This is a genomic window from Bradyrhizobium sp. JR4.3 (assembly GCF_040547695.1).
In the GTDB taxonomy this organism is placed as follows: domain Bacteria; phylum Pseudomonadota; class Alphaproteobacteria; order Rhizobiales; family Xanthobacteraceae; genus Bradyrhizobium; species Bradyrhizobium canariense.
Genome location: NZ_JBEPQF010000005.1, coordinates 240221 through 260154 on the forward strand (window position 1 = coordinate 240221; position 19934 = coordinate 260154).

Annotated in this window: 20 protein-coding genes; 17 read left to right on the plus strand and 3 right to left on the minus strand. The window is 65.3% G+C overall.

All coding sequences use genetic code 11. The features are described from left to right. Positions 1 to 6 precede the first annotated feature (6 nt). On the minus strand, positions 7 to 726 hold the full coding sequence (locus tag ABIB91_RS11560) for a type 1 glutamine amidotransferase (protein ID WP_007596407.1): 720 nt from the start codon (positions 724 to 726) through the stop codon (positions 7 to 9). A 17-nt stretch (positions 727 to 743) separates the two neighbouring features. Further along, entirely contained in the window at positions 744 to 1676 is a 933-nt protein-coding gene (locus ABIB91_RS11565) for a LysR family transcriptional regulator (RefSeq protein ID WP_007596406.1), read from the minus strand. Between the two features lie 151 nt (positions 1677 to 1827). Here ABIB91_RS11565 and ABIB91_RS11570 point away from each other — a divergent pair, with 151 nt between their 5' ends. The 9 genes from ABIB91_RS11570 to ABIB91_RS11610 all read left to right on the plus strand — a co-directional run bounded on the left by ABIB91_RS11570 (position 1828) and on the right by ABIB91_RS11610 (position 10799). Further along, positions 1828 to 2784: an N-carbamoyl-D-amino-acid hydrolase gene (locus ABIB91_RS11570; RefSeq protein ID WP_007596405.1), complete on the plus strand. Its 957-nt coding sequence runs from the start codon at positions 1828 to 1830 to the stop codon at positions 2782 to 2784. Between the two features lie 35 nt (positions 2785 to 2819). Continuing rightward, positions 2820 to 3644 carry an ABC transporter substrate-binding protein gene (locus ABIB91_RS11575; RefSeq protein ID WP_354167980.1) on the plus strand — a complete coding sequence of 275 codons (825 nt, stop codon included), beginning with the start codon at positions 2820 to 2822 and terminating at the stop codon, positions 3642 to 3644. Then, positions 3641 to 4498: an amino acid ABC transporter permease gene (locus tag ABIB91_RS11580; protein WP_035993541.1), complete on the plus strand. Its 858-nt coding sequence runs from the start codon at positions 3641 to 3643 to the stop codon at positions 4496 to 4498. The genes ABIB91_RS11575 and ABIB91_RS11580 overlap by 4 nt, the downstream gene beginning before the upstream one ends. Next, positions 4495 to 5259 carry an amino acid ABC transporter ATP-binding protein gene (locus ABIB91_RS11585; RefSeq protein WP_219683521.1) on the plus strand — a complete coding sequence of 255 codons (765 nt, stop codon included), beginning with the start codon at positions 4495 to 4497 and terminating at the stop codon, positions 5257 to 5259. Before ABIB91_RS11580 ends, ABIB91_RS11585 begins: the two co-directional genes overlap by 4 nt. Before the next feature lie 15 nt (positions 5260 to 5274). After that, positions 5275 to 6090 carry an ABC transporter substrate-binding protein gene (locus ABIB91_RS11590; protein ID WP_354167983.1) on the plus strand — a complete coding sequence of 272 codons (816 nt, stop codon included), beginning with the start codon at positions 5275 to 5277 and terminating at the stop codon, positions 6088 to 6090. Further along, a complete protein-coding gene (locus ABIB91_RS11595) occupies positions 6077 to 6961 on the plus strand; it encodes a polysaccharide deacetylase family protein (protein ID WP_354167985.1) in 885 nt (294 codons plus the stop codon). The genes ABIB91_RS11590 and ABIB91_RS11595 overlap by 14 nt, the downstream gene beginning before the upstream one ends. Positions 6962 to 6969: 8 nt before the next feature. Then, on the plus strand, positions 6970 to 7620 hold the full coding sequence (locus tag ABIB91_RS11600) for an aspartate/glutamate racemase family protein (protein ID WP_354167987.1): 651 nt from the start codon (positions 6970 to 6972) through the stop codon (positions 7618 to 7620). A gap of 225 nt (positions 7621 to 7845) precedes the next feature. Beyond that, on the plus strand, positions 7846 to 9429 hold the full coding sequence (locus ABIB91_RS11605) for an ABC transporter substrate-binding protein (protein ID WP_354167989.1): 1584 nt from the start codon (positions 7846 to 7848) through the stop codon (positions 9427 to 9429). Beyond that, positions 9426 to 10799 (plus strand): amidohydrolase family protein, encoded by a 1374-nt coding sequence (locus ABIB91_RS11610; protein ID WP_354167991.1) that lies wholly within the window; start codon positions 9426 to 9428, stop codon positions 10797 to 10799. The genes ABIB91_RS11605 and ABIB91_RS11610 overlap by 4 nt, the downstream gene beginning before the upstream one ends. Before the next feature lie 195 nt (positions 10800 to 10994). Here the strand turns inward: ABIB91_RS11610 and ABIB91_RS11615 are convergent, their stop codons facing one another. Continuing rightward, complete coding sequence (locus tag ABIB91_RS11615) at positions 10995 to 11894, minus strand: LysR substrate-binding domain-containing protein (protein WP_354167993.1); 900 nt, start codon at positions 11892 to 11894, stop codon at positions 10995 to 10997. 272 nt (positions 11895 to 12166) lie between these two features. Here ABIB91_RS11615 and ABIB91_RS11620 point away from each other — a divergent pair, with 272 nt between their 5' ends. The 8 genes from ABIB91_RS11620 to ABIB91_RS11655 are packed head-to-tail and all read left to right on the plus strand — an operon-like array spanning position 12167 to position 19928. Next, complete coding sequence (locus tag ABIB91_RS11620; RefSeq protein ID WP_354167995.1) at positions 12167 to 13201, plus strand: ABC transporter substrate-binding protein; 1035 nt, start codon at positions 12167 to 12169, stop codon at positions 13199 to 13201. A 23-nt stretch (positions 13202 to 13224) separates the two neighbouring features. Then, positions 13225 to 14259: an ABC transporter ATP-binding protein gene (locus ABIB91_RS11625; RefSeq protein ID WP_354167997.1), complete on the plus strand. Its 1035-nt coding sequence runs from the start codon at positions 13225 to 13227 to the stop codon at positions 14257 to 14259. Continuing rightward, on the plus strand, positions 14256 to 15131 hold the full coding sequence (locus tag ABIB91_RS11630) for an ABC transporter permease (protein WP_354167999.1): 876 nt from the start codon (positions 14256 to 14258) through the stop codon (positions 15129 to 15131). Before ABIB91_RS11625 ends, ABIB91_RS11630 begins: the two co-directional genes overlap by 4 nt. Then, positions 15128 to 15934 (plus strand): ABC transporter permease, encoded by an 807-nt coding sequence (locus ABIB91_RS11635; protein WP_219681720.1) that lies wholly within the window; start codon positions 15128 to 15130, stop codon positions 15932 to 15934. Before ABIB91_RS11630 ends, ABIB91_RS11635 begins: the two co-directional genes overlap by 4 nt. Before the next feature lie 8 nt (positions 15935 to 15942). Further along, entirely contained in the window at positions 15943 to 17079 is a 1137-nt protein-coding gene (locus ABIB91_RS11640) for an NAD(P)/FAD-dependent oxidoreductase (protein WP_354168002.1), read from the plus strand. Between the two features lie 19 nt (positions 17080 to 17098). Then, positions 17099 to 17395, plus strand: a complete 297-nt coding sequence (locus tag ABIB91_RS11645; RefSeq protein WP_354168004.1) for a (2Fe-2S)-binding protein — start codon at positions 17099 to 17101, stop codon at positions 17393 to 17395. Next, complete coding sequence (locus tag ABIB91_RS11650) at positions 17392 to 18810, plus strand: FAD-dependent oxidoreductase (RefSeq protein WP_354168006.1); 1419 nt, start codon at positions 17392 to 17394, stop codon at positions 18808 to 18810. The genes ABIB91_RS11645 and ABIB91_RS11650 overlap by 4 nt, the downstream gene beginning before the upstream one ends. After that, a complete protein-coding gene (locus ABIB91_RS11655; protein WP_354168008.1) occupies positions 18807 to 19928 on the plus strand; it encodes an NAD(P)/FAD-dependent oxidoreductase in 1122 nt (373 codons plus the stop codon). Before ABIB91_RS11650 ends, ABIB91_RS11655 begins: the two co-directional genes overlap by 4 nt. The last annotated feature ends 6 nt before the right edge of the window (positions 19929 to 19934 follow it).

A 19934-nucleotide genomic window follows, 5' to 3' on the forward strand; every position in this document is an offset into this window, starting at 1 on the left:
CGCTCCTCAGGATGAGGAGATGGGCCTGCGCGCCAGAAATCTCGTAATCGCCCCACCAAGCTTGGCGTGGTCCATCGGCTCCGCCAGCGACTCCTTCGCCGTGGCAACGACGGCGTCCGGCGCCTTGCCGTCGCGCAGCTCGCAGCACACTTGCGCAAACTCCACGTCGAACTCCGGATGCGGCTGCACGGTGAGCGTCGCGCCGTTGGCGTAGAGCAGGCCGGCGTGCGGGGTGAATTCGGAGGAGAGGATCGTCAGCGCATCGTTGGGCGGCTCGATCACCTGGTCCTGATGCGAGCAGGCGATGGCGACCGCTTCGCCGTCGACGACGCCGTTGTCCGGCAGCACCTGATAGACGTGCCGGCCGATGCCCCAGCCCTTCTCCGACTTGCGTACGGTGCCGCCGAGCGCCTGCGCGATCAGCTGATGACCGAAGCAGATGCCGACCATCGGTGTCCTGCTGGCGTAGGCCGTGCGCACGAAATCTTCCAGCGGCGCGATCCAGTCGAGCCCGTCATAGACGCCGGCGGCGGCGCCGGTGATCAGCACCGCCTCCAAATTGCGCGGATCGGGCAGCGCATCGCCGCTCGGGATGCTAACGATGTCGATCGTGGCTGTCGGATCCTCAGCGCGGACCATGCGCTTGAACATGTCGGGGAACGAACCGTGGCGCTCGCGATATTTCTGTGGGACCTGCCCGGTCTCGATGATAGTGATGCGTGCCATGCGCCCTCTGGTAAAGCTCAAGCCTGGTCGCTTTCTGACCCATGTTGCTGGTGTGGCGCTGTGCGCTCCAGCAGCACACTCTCTTTCCGGACCTCGTTGAGAAACGCCTTGGCCAGGCGCGACAGCGGCTCGGCTTCCGACCATAGCATATAGGCCACCGCGTGCGTCGTCGGCGCGAACGGCCGCACGACGAGGCCGGTCCCGCCGTTCTGCCGCGGCGAGAAGGGATCGACCACGGCGGCGCCGACGCCGGCGGCGGCGAGCACGCAGGCCGTGTTGCAGTAGCGCACCTCGACGGTCGGCTGGAACGGCGCGCCGGCGCGTGCGAAACTGTCGCGCACGGCCTCACCAAGCCGCGTGCCGCGCTCGAGCCCGATGAAGGGCAGGCCGGACAGGTCCGCGGCCGAGATCACGGGCCGGTCGGAGAGCGGGTGCTGCGGCGGCAGCACGCACACCATCTCGCCGGTGTGCACCACCTCATGGGCTATGCCCGGATGATGTGTCAGCCCGAGCGCGAAACCGAGCTCGGCGACGCGGTTGAGCACGCCTTCGATGATGCCCTCATAGCGCCGCACGTCGAAGAACACCCGCGTCTCCGGGCGGCGGCGCAGGAAGGCTGACAGTGCCGAAGGGATGATGCTGTAGGCGAGCGGCGGCGTCGCGACCAGCGCGAGATGCCCGGAGCGGTTCTCGCGCAGATCGCGCACGCGGTTCTCGAGCTTTGCGTGCAGCGCGAAGATCGCCTCGCTCTCCTTGTAGAGCGCCATCGCTTCCGTGGTCGGAAACAGCCGGTTGTTGACGCGTTCGAACAGCGCAAAACCCGCCTGCGCCTCCATCGTCTTCAGCGCGTTGCTGACGGCGGGCTGCGACAGCGCCAGTTCGTCGGCGGCCGCAACCGTGGTGCGGTGGCGGATGACGGCGCGGAGAATCTCGAGCTGGCGCAGGTTCATATCACTGCCGATTATACTCTGGGCCAAAACATCATAGCAGGACGAATTGATTTTGCAGCCCCGCTTCCGCGTAATGGCAGCGGATTTGCACGTCGCATCAAAGGGTTCATCCGCCCATTGAGGCGGCACTGCGCACAGATTGGAGGCAATCTTGGTTCGTGTCCTTCGCGCCGCCGCCGCACAGATGGGGCCGACGCAAAAAGCCGATACACGCGAGCATACGCTGTCGCGGATGCTCGCGCTGCTGGAGGAGGCGGCCGGCCGCGGCGCCAGCCTCGTGGTGTTTCCCGAGCTTGCCTTCACGACCTTCTTTCCGCGTTGGCTGCTCGAAGGCGAGGCGCTCGACCATTATTTCGAACGCGGCATGCCGAACCCGAACGTCGCCGCCTTGTTCGACCGTGCGCGTGCGCTGCGCGTCGGCTTCTATGTCGGCTATGCCGAGCTGACGCCGGATGGACGGCGCTACAATTGCGCCATCCTGGTTGACCGCGATGGCGAGCTGCTCGGCCGCTATCGCAAGGTGCATCTGCCGGGCTCGGTCGAGCCGCGACAAGGTGCGCGCTACCAGCAGCTCGAGAAACGCTATTTCGAATATGGCGATCTCGGCTTTCCGGCCTTCCGCTCCGGCTCGGCCTGGGCCCACGCCATCATGGGCATGATGATCTGCAACGATCGCCGCTGGCCGGAATCCTGGCGCGTGCTTGGCCTGCAGGGCGTCGAGCTCGTCTGCATCGGCTACAATTCGGCGGCCTATGATCCCAATGGCGGCAGCACGGAAGATGCCTCCTTGCGGACCTTCCACTCTACGCTGGTAACGCAGGCCAACGCCTACATGAACGCAACCTGGGCGATCTCGGTGGCGAAGGCGGGCGAGGAGGACGGCTCCGGGCTGATCGGCGGCTCCTGCATCGTCGATCCCAATGGCCGCATCGTGGCGCAGGCCGCAACGCTGACTGACGAGGTGATCGTCGCCGACATCGATCTCGACCTCTGCCGCCAGGGCAAGGACAAGATGTTCAACTTCGCCGCGCACCGGCGGCCGGAACAATACAGGGTAATCACCGAACGCGCCGGCGTCATCGAACCCGCGGTTCTCGACGCGGACTGACAGGATGTTCCAACAACGTTGGCAAAGGAGCCGATATGACGCGCCTCTCGTATTTCCTCGGCATCGCAGCGCTGGCGGCCGCGACGTCCGCGCAGGCGGCGGAGCTTCCGGCCGAGATCAAGCAGGCGGGCGCGTTGAAGCTCACGGTCAACTCCACTTACGCGCCGATGGAATATCGCGATCCCGCGACCAATGAGCTCGTCGGGCTCGACGTCGATCTGGCGAACGAGTTCGCCAAGCGCCTCGGCGTGAAGATCGTCTGGAGCGAGACGCCGTTCGCCGAATTGATCCCGTCGCTTCAGACCAAGCGCGCCGATTTCATCATCTCCGGCATCTCCGATCGCGCCTCGCGGCGCGAGACCGCAGATTTCGTCGATTATCTCGGGACCGGCCCACAGTTCTTCGTGATGGCGGAGAACGAAGCCAAAGCTGCGACCGATCTCTGCGGCAAGAAGGTCGGGACCACCCGCAGCACCAGCTTCCCGGTCGAGATCGAGAAGTGGAGCAAGCAGAATTGCGAGCCGGCCGGCAAGCCGGCGATCCAGTACGTCCCGGGCGAGAACTCGATCGACGTCCGCAACCAGCTCAAGCAGGGCCGCATCGACGCCGCGGTACAGGGCAGCGAGACGCTACCTTATGCGCAGACGCAGGAACCCGGCAGATACCGCGTGATCGGCGAGCCTTTTGCCAAAGGATATCAGGGCATCATGTTCCGCAAGGACGATTCGGCCCTGCGTGAGGTGGTGACCGAGAAGCTCACCGCGATGATAGCCGACGGCTCCTACAAGGCTGTCCTCGACAAATGGGGTCTCGGCGCCAACGCGGTCGCCCAGCCCATGCTGAACGCGGCGGCGCAATGATGCCGGCACCGGCACTCGCGGAGGGTTTTCCCGATCTGTCGGGGATGCGGATCGCGCGCAAGCCGCATTGGTTTCGCTGGCTCAGCGCAGCGCTGATCGTTGCTGTGCTCGCATTGATCGTTCGCGCCTTCGCGGGCGGCCAGATCGAATGGTCGTATGTCAGCCGCTTCCTGACCGTCAAGGTCATTCTGGAAGGCATCGTCAACACCATGGTGATGGCGGTTCTGGCAATGGCGCTCGGCATCTTCCTCGGCGTGGTCGTCGCGATCATGCGGCTGTCGCCCAATCCGGTGCTGAAGACCGTCGCCGCCGGCTACACCTGGTTATTCCGCGGTACGCCGCTGATCCTGCAACTGCTGCTGTGGTTCAATCTCGCGCTGGTGTTTCCGACCATCGGCATTCCCGGCCTGTGGAGCGCGCGCGCCGTCGACGTCATGACGCCGTTCCTTGCCGCGCTGCTCGGGCTTGGCATCAACCAGGGTGCCTATACCTCCGAAGTGATGCGCGCCGGCATGCTGTCGGTCGATATCGGGCAATATGAGGCGGCGCAGGCGATCGGCATGGGACGCTTGCGTGCGCTGCGCCGGATCGTGCTGCCGCAGGCGATGCGAGTGGTGATCCCGCCGCTCGGCAATGAGTTCATCGGCATGGTGAAGGCGACCTCGCTCGCCAGCGTCATCCAGTATCCGGAGTTGCTGCACAACGCCGAAAACATCTACTACGCCAATTCGCGCGTGATCGAACTCCTGATCGTGGCCGGGCTCTGGTACCTGCTCGTCGTCTCGGTCCTGACGCCGCTCCAGATGCTGCTCGAGCGCCGTTTTGCGCGCGGCACGTTGCGGCTCGCGCGATGACAAAACCCCTCGTCGCGATCCGCTCCGTCAGCAAGAGTTTTGGCGAGTTTCAGGCTCTCAAAAATGTCTCGCTCGACATCCGGCCCGGCGAGGTGATGTGTCTGATCGGCGCCTCCGGCTCGGGCAAGACCACGCTGCTCCGCTGCATCAACCAGCTCGCCGCGATCGACAGTGGCGGCATCTGGCTCGACGGCGAGCTCTTGGGCGTGCGGGAGCAGGGCGGCCGGCTGCATCGGCTCAGCGAACGCGAGATCGGGCGGCAGCGGCTGAAGACCGGCATGGTGTTCCAGCGCTTCAACCTGTTTCCACACAAGACCGCGCTCGAAAACATCACCGAAGGTCCGCTCCAGGTCCAGAGCCGAAAATCCGACGAGGTGCGTGCGGAGGCGATCGAGCTGCTGCGGCGCGTCGGATTGTCGGCCAAAGCGGACTCGTATCCCGCCCAGCTCTCCGGCGGCCAGCAGCAGCGCGTCGCGATTGCCCGCGCGCTTGCCATGAAGCCGATGCTGATGCTGTTCGACGAGCCGACCAGCGCGCTCGATCCCGAGCTCGTCGGCGAGGTCTTGGCGGTCATGAAGGAGCTGGCGCGAAGCGGCATGACCATGATGGTCGTGACGCACGAACTCGGCTTCGCACGCGAGGTCGCCGACCGCGTCGTCTACATGGACCAGGGCGCGATCATCGAGCAGGGGCGCGCATCCGATGTCTTGGGCGCGCCGCGCGAGGAGCGCACCAGGGCATTTCTTTCGGCAGTGATCTGAAATGGGGACGTGTTGATGAAGAGACTTTTGGTAGCTGTGGCGCTGTTCGGTGCCATGAGTGTCTCGGCGATGGCCATCGAGCTGCCGGCGGAGATCGCCAAGCGCGGCAGCATCAAGGTGGCGGTGGTGCCGAACTATCCGCCGATGGAGTTCCGCGATCCCGCCACCAACGCGCTGTCGGGCTTCGATATCGACCTCGGCGAGGCGCTCGGGCGCAAGCTTGGCGTCAAGATCGAATGGACCGAGACCAGCTTTGCCGAGTTCATGCCGTCGATTTCGACGGGCCGGGTGGATGCCATTCTGTCCGGCTTTACGGACTATGCCAGCCGGCACGAGATAGCATCCTTCGTCGATTATTTGCGCAGCGGTCCAAAGTTCTTCGTGCAGCAGTCCCGCGCGTCCGAGTTCAAGGACATGGCGGCGCTATGCGGCAAGAAGGTCGGCGCCAGCCGCCGGACCATGTTTCCGGCTGAGATCGACAAGTGGAGCCAGAAGAATTGCGGCAGCAATTCGATCCAGTTCGTCGGCACCGACGGCTCGGCCGATGCGCGTAACCAGCTCAGGCAGGGCCGTATCGACGCTGCCGTGCAGGGCAACGAAACGCTGCCCTATCTGATGGACCTCGAGCCGGGCACCTATGCGCCGGTCGGCGAGCCCTTCGCGACGCAGTTCACGGGCATCGCGCTGCCGGTCAAGGAAAAGGCGTTGCAGCAGGCGGTGGTCGAGGCGCTCGATGCGCTGATCGCTGACGGCATCTATCGTACCCTGCTTGCCAAGTGGAAACTGAACGACAACGGATTAGAGAAGGCAACCATCAATGCTGGACAGTAAGGCACTCAAGAGCATCCCGCTCGTTCCGGCCAACACCGCGGATCCCGCGCCGGAATACCCGTGGCCGAAGCCGTACAAATCGGCGATGTTCCTCTCCTTCGACGTCGACGCCGAGAGCGCGTGGACCAGCAAGGACGCCGTTCACGCCCAGCGGCTCATCACCATGAGCTATGGCGGCTACGAGGCGCGGGTCGGCACGCCAAAACTGCTGGAGCTGCTCGACCAGCTCGATCTCAAGGCGACGTTCTTCGTCACGGGCTGGTCGGTCGACGCGCATCCGGCAATGGCGGAATCCATCCTCAAGGCCGGTCACGAGATCGGCCATCACGGCTATCATCACTTGCTGCCTGATCCCGGCGATCCCTGGATCGAGGAGGAGCTGGAACGCGGCTTCGAGGCGCTGAAGCGCCGGCTCGGTGTCAGGCCGACCGGCTATCGCGCGCCTTACGGCGAGTTCACCGAGGAGCTGCGCGTCGCGCTGGTGCGTCATGGCATCGTCTACACGTCCTCCTTCCGTGATGACGTTCGGCCCTATCGCCATCGCCTTGCCGACGGCAAGCCCGGCACGATCGAGCTGCCGGTCACGGCGAGCTATGACGACTGGATGCACGGGCTCTCCGCGCGCTTCAGCCCGCGCTCGATCTTCCCCAAGGAACATGTGCTCTCGATCTGGAAGGACGAGCTCGACGAAACCAGAGACTGGGGCGCGATGGTGACGACGGTGCTGCATCCGCAATGCAGCGGCCGTCCGATGCGGCTGCGCCTGCTGCGCGAGTTCCTGACTTACGCAAAGTCGTGCCCGGATGTCTGGATCACGACCGGTGAGAAGATCGCGGCCAACTTCCTGCGCCACGAGGCCGGAAAAAGCTGAGCCACGCCATGACCCGCATCCTTGTCATCAACCCCAACTCCTCCGCGTCGGTGACGGCGGCGATCGACGACGCGGTCGCGCCGCTGCGCATCGCCGGTGGGCCCGACATCGAGGTGGTTGGCCTTGCCGAGGGGCCACCGGGCATCAGCTCGCAGCGCGATGCCGACAGCGTCGTGATGCCGCTGGTCAACCGCGTGTCGCGCGACAATGCGGATGCGTTCGTGCTCGCCTGCTTCAGCGATCCCGGCCTGCATGCGGTGCGTGAAGCCGCCGGCGGTCGCCCGGTGATGGGCATCGCCGAGTGCGGCATCTTTCGCGCGCTGATGCTGGGCGAACGTTTCGGAATCATCGCGCTGTCGCCATCGAGCATTCGCTGCCAGCAGCGGATGGTGCGGGTGATGGGCGTCGATAGCCGTTATGCCGGAAGCTGGTCGGTCGGCGCGAGCGCGGCGGAGACGGCAGGCGCGGACATCCGGGGACGGTTGATCGAAGCCGGCCGCGCGCTGGTCACCCAATGCCGCGCCGATGTCGTGGTGATGGGCTGCGCCGGCATGGCCTCGCATCGCGCAGCGATTGCGGAGGCCATCGGCGTTCTCGTGGTCGAGCCGACGCAACAGGCGGTCGCGGCCGCGATCGGTGCCGTCTTGCTCAACGGATGAGACGCGAGTGATGAGGTCTGGCTTTTCTGACACCGTTCTGGCCGCGCACTGGCTGCAACCTCTCCCGCTTGCGGGAGAGGTCGCGCCGAAGGCGCGGGTGAGGGCTCTCTGCTCTTGGGGGTCCTCGCCTGCGGAGGCACCCTCTCCCCAGCCCTCCCCCGCAAGCGGGGGAGGGGGCGCACCGACGCTGCGGCTGGACATCGCGTCACACAGGAGCCATCCGTAATGCCTATCTCTCGCCGCTCGCTCCTTAGGGCCGCAGCCGCTGTACCGGCGCTGTCATTCCCCGGCATCGCCCGCGCCGAATCCCAGACCACGCTGCGCTTCATTCCGGTGATCGACCTCGCTTTCGTCGATCCCATCTATTCCACGGCACAAGTGTCGCGAAACCACGGCTTCATGGTCTACGACACGCTCTATGGCATGAGCTCCTCCCTGCAAGTCTCGCCGCAGATGCTGTCGGGCCACGCCATCTCCGGTGACCAGCTCCAGTGGGATCTGACGTTGCGCGACGGCCTGTTCTGGCACGACGGTGAGCGCGTGCTCGCCCGCGACTGCGTCGCGAGTATCCGCCGCTGGGCCGCGCGCGACGGCTTTGGCGGTGAGCTGATGGAGGCGACCGACGAGTTGTCGGCCGCTGACGACCGCACCATCCGCTTCCGCCTCAAGCGTCCATTCCCGCTGCTGCCGCAGGCGCTCGGCAAGGCCGCGATCAACGCGTGCTTCATGATGCCGGAGCGGCTCGCGAGTCAGGACCCGTTCAAGCCGCTGACCGAAGTGATCGGCAGCGGCCCGTTCCGCTATCTCGCCGACGAGCGCGTGCAGGGTGCGCGCAACGCCTATGCCAGGTTCGAGCGCTATCAGCCGCGCACGGATGGCAAGCCGGATTGGACCGCGGGCCCGAAGATCGTGCATTACGATCGGGTGGTCTGGACCACCACGCCCGATGCCGGCACCGGCGTCGCCGCGCTTCAGACCGGCGAGCAGGATTGGCAGGAGACCACGCCGCACGATCTGTTGCCGATCATCAAGGCCGCCGGTGATATCGAGACGCGCATCCTCGATCCCCGCGGCTATGCCTGCATGCTGCGCCTCAACCATCTTCAGCCGCCGTTCGACAACCCTGCCGTTCGCCGCGCGCTCCTGGGGGCGATCGATCAATCCGCCTTCATGACCGCGGTGGCCGGTACCGACCCGAACTTTCAGGTCTCCCCGATCGGCTATTTCGCGCCGAATACGCCGATGGCGAGCGAGGTTGGCCTCGACGTGTTCCGCGGCCCGCGTGACTACGCCAAGGTGAAGGCCGACCTCAAGGCCGCGGGGTATAATGGCGAGAAGATCGTGGTGCTCGTCCCCACCAACTCACTGGCGCAGAAGCCGCTCGGCGAGATCGCCGTCGATTCCTTGCGCAAGGCCGGCATGAACGTGGAATATGCCGGACTTGATTTCGCCGTGGTGTTGCAGCGCCAGCTCAAGAAGGACCCGATCGGGCAGGGCGGCTGGAGCGCCGCGGTCGGCAACTGGCAGGGCATCGACTGGCTCAATCCGGCCGGCAACACCAACATCCGTGGCGAGGGCAAGGTCGCCGGCTGGTATGCGAGCGAGAAGATGGCCGGCCTGCGCAGCCAATGGCTCGCGGCCTCGGAGCTCGCCGAGCAACAGCGCACCTGCCGCGAGATCCAGGCGGTGGCTTTCCAGGAAATCCCCTATATTCCGATCGGCCTGTACAAGCAGCCGACTGCCTATCGCAAAGCTATCACCGGCATTCTCGACGGCACCGCCGTGTTCTGGAACGTACGCCCCGCATGAGCACCTCAGCAATTTTCGGCAGCTATGTGCTGTCACGCAAGGACGGCGCGCAGGACGTGTTGCGCGACCACTGGGTCCTGATCGAAGGCAAGACCATCGCCGCGGTCACGCGCGACAAGCCGCAGGCTGACGAGGTGCATGACCGCCCCGGCCGCTTCGTGCTGCCGGGCCTGTTGAACTTGCACAATCACTGCTTCTCGGAAGCGGTGGCGCGCAGCCACACCGAGGACGGCAATGGCCGCAAGAACAACCAGAGCATCGTCTACACGGTGCTGCTGCCGCTGACCAAGCGCGGCGCCGATATCTTGTCGGCGGAAGAGCGTATGGCGGTGGCGCGGCTCGGTATTCTTCAACTCCTGAAGGGCGGCGCCACCACGGCGATGGAGCCGTTCCGCAATTCGATCCCGGAGATGTTCGACGCCGCCGAGGAGATGGGAATTCGCTTCTACGGCGCGCCCTATCTGTTCTCGACGTCGGACGCCAAGGCCGGCCCCGATGGCATCGTGCACTATTCCGGTGATGACGGCACCGCCGACATGGCGACTTGGGATGCGCTCTACCAACGCTGGAACAATCGCGGCGACGGTCGCATCGGCCTTGCGATGAGCCCACACGCCACCGACACCTGCGGCCCCGATCTCTTGAAAGCCTGCGCCACGCGGGCGCGCGAGCTTGGGGTGCCCATCACGACCCATATGGCGCAGAGTCGCGCCGAGGTTGAAACGATCGGCAAACGCTATGGCGGCCGCACGCCGGCGCAATATCTCGACTGGCTGGGCCTGCTGGCGCCCGATCTGATGGCGGCGCACTGCATGTTCAGCACCGACGACGATCTCAAGCTGATGGCCGCGCGCGGCATGACGGTTCTCAACTGCCCGCGCGTGTTCGCGCGCGCCGGCGTTACCGCCGCGTTCAGCCGGTTTGCGGAACACGGCGTTCGCACCGTGGTCGGAACCGATGGCTACAACATGGACCTGCTCGGCGAACTCAATGCCGCGTCGTTGATCTCCAAGATCACCTCAGCGCGGGCCGATGTCGCGAACTCACCCGAATTGATCGAGGCGAACACGGCAATTGCCGCCGATGTCATCAAGCGGCCTGACCTCGGCCGCATCGAGCCCGGCGCGACCGCCGACCTCACGATCGTCGATCTCACCCATCCGCATCTTCAACCGCTGTTTGACCCGCGCCGTGCGCTGATCGCGCTCGCCAATCGCGCCAATATCGATCAGGTCATGGTGGACGGTCGCATGCTGGTCGATGCTGGCCGTTATCTCGGCGCTGACGAGGCGGCGATCACAGCTGCCGGCACCGCTGCGATCGGCAAGATCTGGGACCTGCCGGAGGCTCAGGCCGCGTTCACCGGCTGAGCGTTCTCCTGGGAGCCACGAAGAAGGTGCGCTCCCTCTCCCGCTTGCGGGAGAGGGCAGGGGAGAGGGCTCTCTCCATACTGGGACACTCCCGATCAGGAGAGAGCCCCCACCCGGCGCTTCGCGCCGACCTCCCCCACAAGCGGGAGAGGTTGCAGCGAGCCCGTGGCGAAATCGCTTCAACCCAAACGCGTTCTAATCCTCGAATTCGGCGAGCGCCTTGCGCATAGTCTCGACCAGATCCAGCGCCACCGGCGAGGGGCTGCGCTGCGCCGGAAAGACCGCCGAGAATTCGAAGTCGATGCGAGGCAGGAAGCGGCGCACGACGACGCCGCGGGTGGAAAATTCCTGCGCGGTGAAGGGATCGCAGATGGCGACGCCAAGCCCCGACGACACCATGCCGCACATGATCTCCGACAGCGTGGTCTCGACCCTGAGCACGCGGCGGACATCGTGGCGATGGAAGACCTGGTCGACGAGATGCCGGCTCGACGAGCCCGCCGACAACGAGATGAAAGTCTCGCCCTCGAAATCGCGGGGCTCCAGCACTTCCTTTTCTGCGAGGCGGTGACCGGTCGGCAGCACCGCGACGCGGGCCGGCGCTGGCAGCTTCTGGCTCGGCAAGCCGGAATGCGCGATCGGCACTTCGGCAAAGCCGACGTCGCATTGGTTGTTCAGCACCCAATCGACCACGATCGGCGAGATCACGCCGAAGAAGGCGAGGTTGAGGTTGGGCCGCTCCTTCAGGAAGTGCCCGGTGAGCCGCGGCAAATAGCCGTTCGACAGCGCCGGCAGCGCTGCGATCCGCAAGGAGCCGGTGCGCCGGCCACGGATTTCTTCTGCTGCCGCGGTGATGCGTTCGAGGCCGACGAAGGAGCGCTCCACCTCCGTGTAGAGCGCCATCGCCGCGGCGGTCGGCACGAGGCCGGTGCCGCGCCGCTCGAACAGCTCCATCTTCAACAGCGCCTGGAGGTCGCGCAGCAACCGGCTGACCGCCGGCTGCGTCACTTTCATCAGCGCCGCCGCCTCCGTCACGCTGCCGGTCAGCATCGTCGCCCGGAAGGCTTCCACCTGTCGCGAATTGATCCGCGCCATCCCGAATTCCATTCATAACATTTAGGCATGCAGAGGGTGCCATTATTCATTGGACGACGGAAGCCCGGGTTTGCGATCTTTTTCATCAGGACTGGAGACAGCCCGCTTTTTCGGCAGATTGGAGGGTTCGAGCCTCCGAATCGCGCCAAAATCCGCAGCGCAGGGGCCGGAGCCCTGGTCGGAGAGGGATCTGCGCGGAAGGAAATGCGGAAGACTTCGGCCAACGAGACTCGTCGGCACGTCACCTCATCCCGGTATGGAGATCGGACCACATGAAGACTTTTCGCCTTCTGACAGCGGTCAGCATCGCGGCCCTCATCGCCGCCCCGTCGGTCGCCACGGCCCAGCAAAAGACGCTCTATGTCGCCGGCTATGGCGGCTCGTTCGAAAAGACCATCCGCGACGAGGTGATCCCGGCTTTCGAGAAGGAGAACGGCGTCAAGGTCGAGTACGTCGCCGGCAATTCCACCGACACGCTGGCCAAGCTTCAGGCGCAGAAGGGCAACCAGCAGATCGACGTCGCCATCGTCGACGACGGCCCGATGTACCAGGCGATCCAGCTCGGCTTCTGCGGCAAGCTCGAGGGACTGCCGGCCGATCTCTACGACACGGCGCGCTTCAAGGACGATCGCGCGGTCGCGATCGGCATCGTCGCCACCGGCCTGATGTACAACACCAAGGTGTTTGCCGAAAAAGGTTGGTCGCCACCGATCTCCTGGAACGATCTGAAGGACACGAAATACGCCAAGCAGCTCGTGATCCCGCCGATCAACAACACCTATGGCCTCGAAGCGCTGGTGATGTTGTCGAAGATGAATGGCGGCGGCGAGTCCAATGTCGATTCCGGCTTCAAGATCTTCAAGGAGCAGATCAATCCGAACGTGCTGGCCTATGAGCCGTCGCCGGGCAAGATGACGGAGCTGTTCCAGTCCGGCCAGGCCGTGATCGCGGTGTGGGGCACGGGTCGCGTGCAGAGCTTTGCCAATACCGGCTTCCCCGTCGACTTCGTCTATCCGAAGGAAGGCGCCGCGACGCTGCTGACCACCGCCTGTCCGATCACCAAGCCGAACGCCTCGCCGCTTGCGTCCAGCTTCGTCAAGATGCTGCTCGAACCCAAGATCCAGCTCGTGATGCTGAAGGACTACGGCTATGGCCCGGTGCTGAAATCGCTGGTGATCCCGCCCGAGCTCGGCAAGATGGCGCCGATCGGCGAGCGCGCGGCAAAGCTCTATAATCCGGACTGGACCGTCATCAATGAGAAGCGCGAGGAATGGACCAAGCGCTGGAATCGCGAGGTCGAGCGCTGATCGGTCATACCGGAGACAGTGCGATGGCCTATCTCGAGCTCGAAGGGGTCGCCAAGCAATTCGGAGCGCAGACTGTCGTCGACGACTTCAGTCTCGCCGTCGGGAAGGGGGAGTTCGTCTCCTTTCTCGGCCCCTCCGGCTGCGGCAAGACCACGACCCTGCAGATGATCGCGGGCTTCCTCGATCCCAGCCGCGGCGCGATCCGGCTGGAAGGCAAGGATCTGACCGCGATCCATCCGGCCAAACGCGGGCTCGGGATCGTGTTCCAGAGCTACGCGCTGTTTCCGCACATGACCGCGGCCGAGAATGTCGCCTTCGGCCTCGAGATGCGCAATGTGCCGCGCGGCGAACGGACCGAGCGCGTTCGCGCCGCGCTCGCGATGGTCGGGCTTGCCGGCTACGAGGATCGCCATCCGCGCCGCATGTCCGGCGGCCAGCAGCAGCGCGTGGCGCTGGCGCGCGCGCTGGTGATCAAGCCGAGCGTGCTGCTGCTCGACGAGCCGCTGTCCAATCTCGACGCCAAGCTGCGCGAGGAGATGCAGATCGAGCTGCGCCAGATCCAGCGTACCATCGGCACCACCACGATCCTCGTCACCCACGACCAGAACGAGGCGATGTCGCTGTCCGACCGCATCGTGGTGATGAGCCAGGGCAAGATCGAGCAGATCGGCACGCCGCAGGAGACCTATGAGAAGCCGGCCTCGGCCTTCGTCTCGCAGTTTTTGGGCAAGACCAACGACTTTGCCGCGACGATAGATCGGGCGAGTGCGCCTGCGCGATTGATCGCCGGCTCGTGGAGTGCGCCTGCGCCTGCCGGGCGCAATGGTCCCGTCACCATCAGCATTCGCCCCGAGCGGATCGACTTTGGCGACGCAGGCCTCAGTGCAAAGATCGTCACGCGCATCTTCCAGGGCAATCACTGGCTGTTCCAGTGCGAGAGCGAATGTGGCCCGGCGACCGTGATCCGCCAGAATGACGGCCGGTCGCAGCCGGCCGAAGGCGAGGCAGTTCACCTCACCTGGCGGCCGGAGGACATGGGCGTGAGGGGCGTCGCATGAGCGCTTCCGCCGAGGAACGAAACGCACGCACGCCCTGGGCCCTGACCGCGCCGGCTTTGATGCTGTTCGTCGGCGTGCTCCTGATTCCGCTCGCAATGACCGTGATGCTGTCGTTCCACGATTGGGGCCAGTACAAGGGCATCGAGCCCGTCTTCATCCTCAAGAACTGGCACGAGATCGCAACCGATCCCTATTACGCCGAGATGTTCGGGCGGACGTTTCGCATCGCGATCCTGACCACGCTGCTCACCGCGCTGCTCGGTGCACCCGAAGCCTACATCCTCAATCGCATGGGCGGACGCTGGAAGAGCGTTTTCCTGCTGGTCATCCTGGGGCCGCTGCTGATTTCCGTGGTGGCGCGGACGCTCGGCTGGGCGCTGCTGTTCGGCGGTAACAACGGGCTGGTCAACAAGCTGTTGATGTCGGCCGGGCTGATCCGCGCGCCCATCCCCTTCATGTTCACCGAAACCGGGATGGTGGTCGCGCTTGCGCACGTGATGATGCCGTTCATGGTGCTGTCGGTGTGGGCGGCTCTGCAGCGTCTCGACCCGCAGATCGAGAATGCCGCGTTGTCGCTCGGCGCCGGCCCTGTGACCATAATCCGCCGCATCATCATGCCGCAGATCATGCCGGGCGTACTGTCAGGGGCGATCATCGTGTTCTCGCTCTCGGCCAGTGCGTTTGCGACGCCCGCCATCATTGGCGGCCGCCGGCTCAAGGTCGCGGCGACGCTCGCCTATGACGAGTTCCTCAACACGCTGAACTGGCCGCTGGGTGCGGCGGTCGCCACGCTGCTGCTGGCCGCGCTGGTCTTAATCGTCGTCGGCAGCAACGCACTGATCGAGCGTCGTTACGCGGAGGTGTTCCGATGAGCCGGAACGGCCCGCTTGCGCTGATCTTCCACACCGTCTTCGTCATCGTCATGGTGGCACCGATCCTCGTCGTCTGCCTCGTCGCGTTCACGCCAGAAGGCTTCCTGTCGCTGCCGACCAACGGCTTTTCGTTGCGCTGGTTCAGGGCGATCGCCAACTATCCCGAATTCGTCCATGCTTTCTGGGTCAGCCTTGGCCTTGGCGCATTATCGTCGTTCGTCGCGCTATTATTCGCGGTACCGGCGGCGCTCGCGATCGCGCGCTATCGGTTCCGCGGTCGAGATGCGCTCGCGGCCCTCTTTCTCTCGCCGCTGATGATCCCGCATGTCGTGCTCGGCATCGCCTTCCTGCGCTTCTTCACGTCGGCGGGCCTCGGCGGCAGCTTTGCCGCGCTGATCATCGCGCATGTCATCATCGTGTTTCCGTTCGCGCTGCGGCTGACGCTTGCGGCGGCGACCGGCATGGATTTGTCGGTCGAGATGGCGGCGGTCTCGCTCGGCGCCGGCGGCTGGACGCTGTTCCGCCGCGTGACGCTGCCGTTGATCCTGCCCGGCGTCATCAGCGGCTGGGCGCTCGCCTTCATCCAGTCCTTCGACGATCTCACCATGACCGTCTTCCTTGCGGCACCCGGCACCGAAACACTGCCGGTCCGAATGTTTCTGTACATCCAGGACAACATCGATCCGCTGGTGACGTCGGTCTCGGCCTGCGTGATCGCGATCACCATGACCGCCCTCATTCTGCTCGACCGCTTCTACGGGCTCGACCGCGTGCTCGCCGGCAAGGGCGATACAGGGCGATAGGAGAATCCATGCGAATAGATTACGACGTCGCCGTCGTCGGCGGCGGATTGCTCGGCTCCGCGATTGCGTGGGGCCTGGGAAGGCTCGGCAAGAAGGTGGCCGTGCTCGACGAAGGCGACATCACAAAGCGTGCTTCGCGCGCGAATTTTGCGCTGGTCTGGGTACAGAGCAAAGGGCTTGGCATGCCGGCCTATACCGTTTGGACGGTGCAGGCGTCGCAGGCGTGGAGCCGGCTCGCGTCCGAGCTGAAGCAGCAGACCGGCCTGGATGTCTCTCTTCAGCAGAATGGCGGATTTCATCTCACGCTCGGCGAGGACGAATTCGGCCAGCGCGCTGAGCTGGTCAAGCGCATGCACAACCAGACGGGCGCCGCCGACTACAAGATGGAGATGCTCTCCGCCTCCGAAGTGAAGAAGTCACTGCCGCTGATCGGCCCCGAAGTTTCCGGCGGAAGCTATTGCCCGCTTGACGGTCACGTCAATTCGCTGCGGACCTTTCGTGCGTTCCACACCGGCTTTAGGGCATTCGGCATCGACTATTTTCCGGAGCGTCCGGTCTCGGCGATCAGCAAGAGTGGCGACGAATTCCGCCTGACGACGCCGCAGGGCGAACTCCGTGCCGCCAAGATCGTGCTCGCCGCCGGCAATGCCAACCAGACGCTGGCGCCGATGGTCGGTCTCTACGCCCCGATGGGCCCGACCCGTGGCCAGATCGTAGTGACCGAACGCACCATGCCGTTCCTGCCGCATCCGCTGACCACGATCCGTCAGACCGACGAAGGCACGGTGATGATCGGCGACAGCAAGGAAGACGAGCTCGACGATCGCACGCTGAAGCACTCGATCAGCGCCGTGATGACCGATCGTGCCCAGCGCATGTTCCCGCATCTCGCGCGGCTTAACGTGGTCAGGAGCTGGGCCGGCATCCGCGTCATGCCGCAGGACGGCTTTCCGATCTACGACCAGTCGGAGACTCATCCCGGCGCCTTCGTCGCCTGCTGCCATTCCGGCGTGACGCTCGCCTCCAACCACGCCTTCGAAATCGCGCGCATGGTCGCGCAGGGCGCGCTCGAGCCGGAGCTGGTCGGCGCGTTCTCGGCCAGCCGGTTTGGCGGCGCGGGCGCTGCGAACAACAGCGGCTACTAGGGACATTGAAGGAACCAAGATGTTCAAACGATCCGAACAGGACAAGCGACCGCCAGTGCAGATCTTCGTCGACGGCGTTGCCGTCGCGGCGCGGCAGGGCGATACCGTCTCCGCGGCGTTGCTGGCCTCGAACTGCGATGCGCGCCGTTGGACCGCGGTGAGCGGCGCGCCGCGTCTGCCCTATTGCATGATGGGCGTGTGCTTCGACTGCCTCGTCACCATCGACGGCGTCGGCAACCGCCAGGGCTGCCTTGTGCCCGTCGCCGAGGGCATGCAGGTCGAGATCCAGAAGGGCAAGCGGGAGATCGGAAAATGACTGTGGCTCCCAAGCGCGAAGACTACGATGTGGTGGTGGTCGGCGCCGGGCCTGCCGGCCTCGCCGCCGCCGCGACATCCGCCGAAGCCGGCCTGTCGACGTTGCTGCTCGACGAGAATATCGGCCCCGGCGGCCAGGTGTTTCGTGCCATCGCCTCGACGCCCGTGACCGACCGCAAACAGCTCGGTGAGGACTATTGGGTCGGTTCCGATCTCGTGCAGGCGCTGCGCGCAGGCAGCGCGGAGGTCATTCACCGCGCCACGGTCTGGAGCCTCGACCGCAATCTCGACATCGCCGTCTCGATCGGCGGTGCGTCCGCCTTCGTCAAGGCCAGGCGCGTGATCCTCGCGACCGGCGCGCTGGAACGGCCTTTCCCGATTTCCGGCTGGACGCTGCCGGGCGTGATGACCGCGGGCGCCGCGCAGACCATGTTGAAATCGTCGGCCCTGGTGCCCGACGGCCGCACGGTGATCGCGGGGCAGGGACCGCTGCTCTGGTTGCTCGCCGCGCAGATTTTGCGTCTCGGCGGCCGCATCGATCGTATTCTCGACACCACCGAGCGCGGCAATTATTTTGCGGCTCTCCCCCACGCCTTCGCCTTCCTGACCTCGCCCTATTTCGCCAAGGGCCTGTCAATGATGCGCGAGGTGAAGGCGAAGGTGCAGGTCGTCTCCGGTGTCACCGGGCTTTCGGCATCTGGCGACGGCCAGCTCGCGAGCGTGAGCTATGTCGCCGGCGGCAAGCGAGAGACCGTCCTTGCGGATCTCTTGCTGCTGCACCAGGGCGTCGTGCCCAACGTCAATCTGGCGATGTCGGCCGGAATCGAGCATCGCTGGGATGATCTGCAATTGTGCTGGTCTCCGGTGCTCGATGCCAGCGGAAATTCGTCGGTCGCCGGCATTGCGATTGCCGGCGACGGCGCCGGCATCGGCGGCGCGAACGCAGCCGTGGTGCGCGGCCACATCGCGGCGCGCGCGGCGGTGGAAGCATTGGCGCCCGCGGCCGCTGCGAAGCTTCCAGCAATGGCGAGCCTCCGCGCCGATCTCGCCAAGGCCGAGCGTGGCCGCGTCTTCCTCGACACGCTGTTCCGTCCGGCGCCGCAGTTTCGCATTCCCGCTGGCGACACCATCGTCTGTCGCTGCGAGGAGGTCACCGCAAAGGATATTCTCGACGCCGTCGCGATCGGCGCGACCGGGCCGAACCAGCTCAAGGCTTATCGCCGCACCGGCATGGGGCCGTGCCAGGGCCGGCTCTGCGGCCTCACCGTCACCGAGCTGATGGCGCAGGCGCGGGGCAAGAGCCCGCAAGAGATCGGCTATTACCGGCTGCGCGCGCCAGTCAAGCCGATCACGCTCGCCGAGCTTGCCGCGGTTCCGAAGAGCGAAGACGACATCAAGGCGGTGGTGCGCGGATGACGAAAAACGTGGATGCGATCGTCGTCGGCGGCGGCATCCACGGGTGCTCGACTGCGCTGCATCTGTGTCTCGCCGGCCTGAAGCCCGTGCTGATCGAGAAGGACTATGCCGGCCGGCACGCCTCCGGCGTCAACGCAGGCGGCGTGCGCCAGCTTGCGCGGCACATCCCCGAAATCCCGCTTTCGATCCGCTCGATGGGAATCTGGGAGAAGATCACCGATCTCCTCGACGACGATTGTAGCTTTGAGAGCTATGGCCAGGTCCTCGTCGCCGAGAACGAGGAGGAACTCGCGGTGTGTCGCGCACGTGTGGCCGAGCTCAACGCGCTCGGCTTCACCCACGAGGAGCTGATCGATGCGGCCGAGCTGCGACGCCTCGTGCCCGCAGTCGCCGAGAGCTGTCCCGGCGGTGTGGTCTCGCGCCGCGACGGCGCCGCCAATCCCGCGCAGGCGACGACGGCGTTCCGTCGCAAGGCGGAGCAGCTCGGTGCGACCGTGCGCGAGGGCATTGCCGCCACGAACATCCGGCACACCGATGGCCTCTGGCACGTCGATGTCGGCGCCGAGAGCTTTGCCGCGCCGGTGCTCGTCAATGCCGCCGGCGCCTGGGCCGGGACCATCGCAGCGGCGCTTGGTGAGCCCGTTCCGGTCGAGACCGTGGCGCCGATGCTGATGATCACTTCGCGCGTGCCGCATTTCATCGACCCCGTCGTGATCCTGCGCGGGCGCAAACTGTCCTTCAAGCAATTCAAGAACGGCACGGTGCTGATCGGCGGCGGCCATCTGGCAACGCCCTACCAGGATCGTAACGAGACAGTGCTGGACTGGAAGAGCCTCGCGACCAGCGCCCGCACCGTGTTCGAGTTGTTCCCGGTGATGCGCAGCGCGACGATCGTCCGCGCCTGGGCCGGCATCGAGGCCAAGACGAAGGACGATCTGCCCGTGTTCGGGCCGAGCAGCCGCCACAAGGGCCTCTATCACCAGTTCGGCTTCTCGCTCCACGGTTTCCAACTCGGCCCCGGCGCGGGCGCCGTCATGGCGGAGCTGATTGTCAATGGCGGCACCCAGACCCGCATCGGCGATCTCGGCATCGACCGTTTCCATCCCTCCACGCTCTAGCAACAA

What these genes read in the sequence shown, in the direction of transcription:
- ABIB91_RS11560 (WP_007596407.1), bottom strand. Translation starts at nt 726, where the DNA reads ATGGCACGCATCACTATCATCGAGACCGGGCAGGTCCCACAGAAATAT.
- ABIB91_RS11565 (WP_007596406.1), bottom strand. Translation starts at nt 1,676, where the DNA reads ATGAACCTGCGCCAGCTCGAGATTCTCCGCGCCGTCATCCGCCACCGC.
- ABIB91_RS11575 (WP_354167980.1), top strand. Translation starts at nt 2,820, where the DNA reads ATGACGCGCCTCTCGTATTTCCTCGGCATCGCAGCGCTGGCGGCCGCG.
- ABIB91_RS11580 (WP_035993541.1), top strand. Translation starts at nt 3,641, where the DNA reads ATGATGCCGGCACCGGCACTCGCGGAGGGTTTTCCCGATCTGTCGGGG.
- ABIB91_RS11585 (WP_219683521.1), top strand. Translation starts at nt 4,495, where the DNA reads ATGACAAAACCCCTCGTCGCGATCCGCTCCGTCAGCAAGAGTTTTGGC.
- ABIB91_RS11590 (WP_354167983.1), top strand. Translation starts at nt 5,275, where the DNA reads ATGAAGAGACTTTTGGTAGCTGTGGCGCTGTTCGGTGCCATGAGTGTC.
- ABIB91_RS11595 (WP_354167985.1), top strand. Translation starts at nt 6,077, where the DNA reads ATGCTGGACAGTAAGGCACTCAAGAGCATCCCGCTCGTTCCGGCCAAC.
- ABIB91_RS11600 (WP_354167987.1), top strand. Translation starts at nt 6,970, where the DNA reads ATGACCCGCATCCTTGTCATCAACCCCAACTCCTCCGCGTCGGTGACG.
- ABIB91_RS11605 (WP_354167989.1), top strand. Translation starts at nt 7,846, where the DNA reads ATGCCTATCTCTCGCCGCTCGCTCCTTAGGGCCGCAGCCGCTGTACCG.
- ABIB91_RS11610 (WP_354167991.1), top strand. Translation starts at nt 9,426, where the DNA reads ATGAGCACCTCAGCAATTTTCGGCAGCTATGTGCTGTCACGCAAGGAC.
- ABIB91_RS11615 (WP_354167993.1), bottom strand. Translation starts at nt 11,894, where the DNA reads ATGGCGCGGATCAATTCGCGACAGGTGGAAGCCTTCCGGGCGACGATG.
- ABIB91_RS11620 (WP_354167995.1), top strand. Translation starts at nt 12,167, where the DNA reads ATGAAGACTTTTCGCCTTCTGACAGCGGTCAGCATCGCGGCCCTCATC.
- ABIB91_RS11625 (WP_354167997.1), top strand. Translation starts at nt 13,225, where the DNA reads ATGGCCTATCTCGAGCTCGAAGGGGTCGCCAAGCAATTCGGAGCGCAG.
- ABIB91_RS11630 (WP_354167999.1), top strand. Translation starts at nt 14,256, where the DNA reads ATGAGCGCTTCCGCCGAGGAACGAAACGCACGCACGCCCTGGGCCCTG.
- ABIB91_RS11635 (WP_219681720.1), top strand. Translation starts at nt 15,128, where the DNA reads ATGAGCCGGAACGGCCCGCTTGCGCTGATCTTCCACACCGTCTTCGTC.
- ABIB91_RS11640 (WP_354168002.1), top strand. Translation starts at nt 15,943, where the DNA reads ATGCGAATAGATTACGACGTCGCCGTCGTCGGCGGCGGATTGCTCGGC.
- ABIB91_RS11645 (WP_354168004.1), top strand. Translation starts at nt 17,099, where the DNA reads ATGTTCAAACGATCCGAACAGGACAAGCGACCGCCAGTGCAGATCTTC.
- ABIB91_RS11650 (WP_354168006.1), top strand. Translation starts at nt 17,392, where the DNA reads ATGACTGTGGCTCCCAAGCGCGAAGACTACGATGTGGTGGTGGTCGGC.
- ABIB91_RS11655 (WP_354168008.1), top strand. Translation starts at nt 18,807, where the DNA reads ATGACGAAAAACGTGGATGCGATCGTCGTCGGCGGCGGCATCCACGGG.